Raw genomic sequence first — 2,424 nt, forward strand, 5'->3', positions numbered from 1 at the left:
CATGGGAGTTGTCTCCTCAGACACTTGTTGGTTTCGGGGTAATCTGCGGGGGCGTAGAAGGTCTTTCGATCTCTCACGCAGTTAGCAATCGGCTCGGCCCGCTCAGCGGATCGACTGCTTTTGGGAAATCGGCGAGGTAGCTTGAAAGACCTAAAGAAGGCGCATTACTGCCATGCAGCCTGATCATTCTGTGACGAATGCGTCGTTTTGGTAGGCCGCCTCGCGAGGACGCTAGGTACGCCCTTGTTCAGCGCTCATAATCGTTATCGTTCGAGCGCTGCGTCTTGCGGTCCTGCTCTTCCGCCTGATGAGCCTTCTGCTTGTTGGCGTCCTTCTGCTTGGCTCTCATCTCCTGCTCGGTGCCAGTGCGCGGCTGCTCCAGCTGGCGGGGATCGTCCCGACTTGGAAGGTCTTGCCCTCGCGCCTCGCGCTCGGGGATCGGCTCGCCACTGCCACCACCACGACGCTGTTGCTGCCGCTCGAATTGCAGCCGTGCGAGACGGTCGTGCATCTTGTCGTTGACCTCTTCACGATACTGTTCGAACTGTCCTTGATGGGCCGGCGGCAGCGTCTCGCGCATGTTGTCCAGAGCCTGATTGACGCGGGCCATCTGACGCCGCATTTCCAAGGGGGTTTGCGCCATGTTCAAATCTCCTATCAGTGCATTTAATTCTCTCATACCGGGATGAGACAGGAAAGACTTCTGACCCGTTTGATCAGCTCCGCGACCCGCGGCAGGACCTGGCTGCCCCTCCCCTGCTCGATCGCGACGGAACCGCAGAAAATTGTTGCCGATCGACTCCGCTGCCGTGAGAGCCTGACCGACCACGCCCGCGGTCCGCATCGTCGTCACAGTCTTTTGCCATGCGGCAGCGATTGCATCGCCGTTCACCACAAGGGACTGTCCATCCAAACGGCGTTGCCGCTTCGCCTCCACCCGCTCGATCGTCCTTGCGCTGACCTGGTAGCGCGGATCGCTCTGGGCGCGGCTGTAGGCTCCGGCATGCTCCTTCGTGAAGGGCCGCGTCATCGCATGATCCATGCGCCGCGTCGCCACCATCGCGATGCCGTTCTCGCGTGCTTTTTCCGCAAAGGCCTCGCGCCAGGCGACCAGATCTGGCTTGTAGAATTTCAGGCGCTCACCGTCGGCTGACCGTGCCTGCACCATCGCGTGGATATGGACGTGCTTGGTGTCCTTGTGATGCGCCAGGACGAACTTGTATCCTGGCGCGCGATCCTCCATCACGGCGCGCGCCGCGGCCATGACGGCGTTGGCATCGGTGCCGGCTCTTGCCGAAAAAAGCAGGTGATAGGCATTGCGGCGCGCACGCCCCGAAAACTGCGGGCGCCATTGTTCATAGACCGAAGCCGCCGCCTTGGTGGAATTCTTCACCCCGGGTACAGGCTCGCCATTTGCGTGGCGGACTTGGTTGTGGGTGCGGATGAACTTCTGCAGGAAATATTTCGCCTTGGGTTCGCGGCTCACGGCCGCCGTTACCTCTGCCTTGGCGACCACCCCCGCCGCGCCCATGGCCTCGGACAACCGCGCCTCGATCTTGTCGAGCGCCTTGCTGCGCGAATTCCCCCGACCGCCGGCAAGCACCTTGGCGAGCGGCCCTGCCCGCTCATCGGTGTGCGCATAAACCTGCACCGTCTGTCCATCCTGTGCATAGATGAACGGTTTTGCGCGGAAGGCCTTGTTCAACGCTTCGCTCAGGACGGCACCGGTGACCTCGCCGGCGAGCTCGAAACGAACCTCGATAAAATTGGTATTTTCCAAGGGCGGTTCGAACGTCTCGCAAAACGTTTCCAGGAACGCCTTTCGTGCGCCGCCTCTCGCAAGGACCTGTCCATCCTCGTCAAAAATCTCGATGTCGTGCTTCTCGCCTTTTTCGTCGTCGCGCTTCCCAATGTAATTGAGCAGCCGAGCGGCGGCTTCCTTGGTCGAGGGCGGATTGGGCATGACCTTGAACACAGCAGGCTGCGCGCCCGCCGCATAGCCTGCCCGCGCCGCCACGGCCCGCGCTTGATAGGCGACCCGCGCTGCTCGGCCTGGATCGCTTGCGCGACCCGCACCACGGCTGCCACCACCACCGCGCCGCTTCCAGTCCTCCTCCTCTTCCGGCCGAAAACCGGCAAGCGTGGCGCCATAGACCATGATCGGGGCGCTAGCGGCTTTGGCCGAGCTCGCAGCCGCGGCGGACTTCGGAGTCTTGCTGGAGACGGAGCTCCCGACCACTCCTGTCCCTCCCGGCGACGAACGAGGAGGGTTCCTGCCGCCACTGACCATCGAGCCGGCGTGCCCTTGCCCGAGGCGTCCGCCGCCACCGGTCCGCTCATAACTCTTCATCGCCTGGAATTCGCTGGCCTCGCGTCGGGCGCCCGTCAGAGACTTGTCATCGTCCAGGTCCTCACGCTTCACAC

The 2,424-nt window shown here is 62.6% G+C and carries 1 protein-coding gene; it reads right to left on the reverse strand.

Translation table 11 applies throughout. The annotated features are described in order from the left end of the window. Positions 1-247 precede the first annotated feature (247 nt). Positions 248-2,424, reverse strand: a 2,177-nt coding sequence (locus tag EN993_RS34645) for a relaxase/mobilization nuclease domain-containing protein (RefSeq protein WP_164758016.1), incomplete at its 5' end; no start/stop codon positions are given.

This window comes from Mesorhizobium sp. M7D.F.Ca.US.004.01.2.1, assembly GCF_003997785.1.
Taxonomy (GTDB): Bacteria; Pseudomonadota; Alphaproteobacteria; order Rhizobiales; family Rhizobiaceae; genus Mesorhizobium; species Mesorhizobium loti.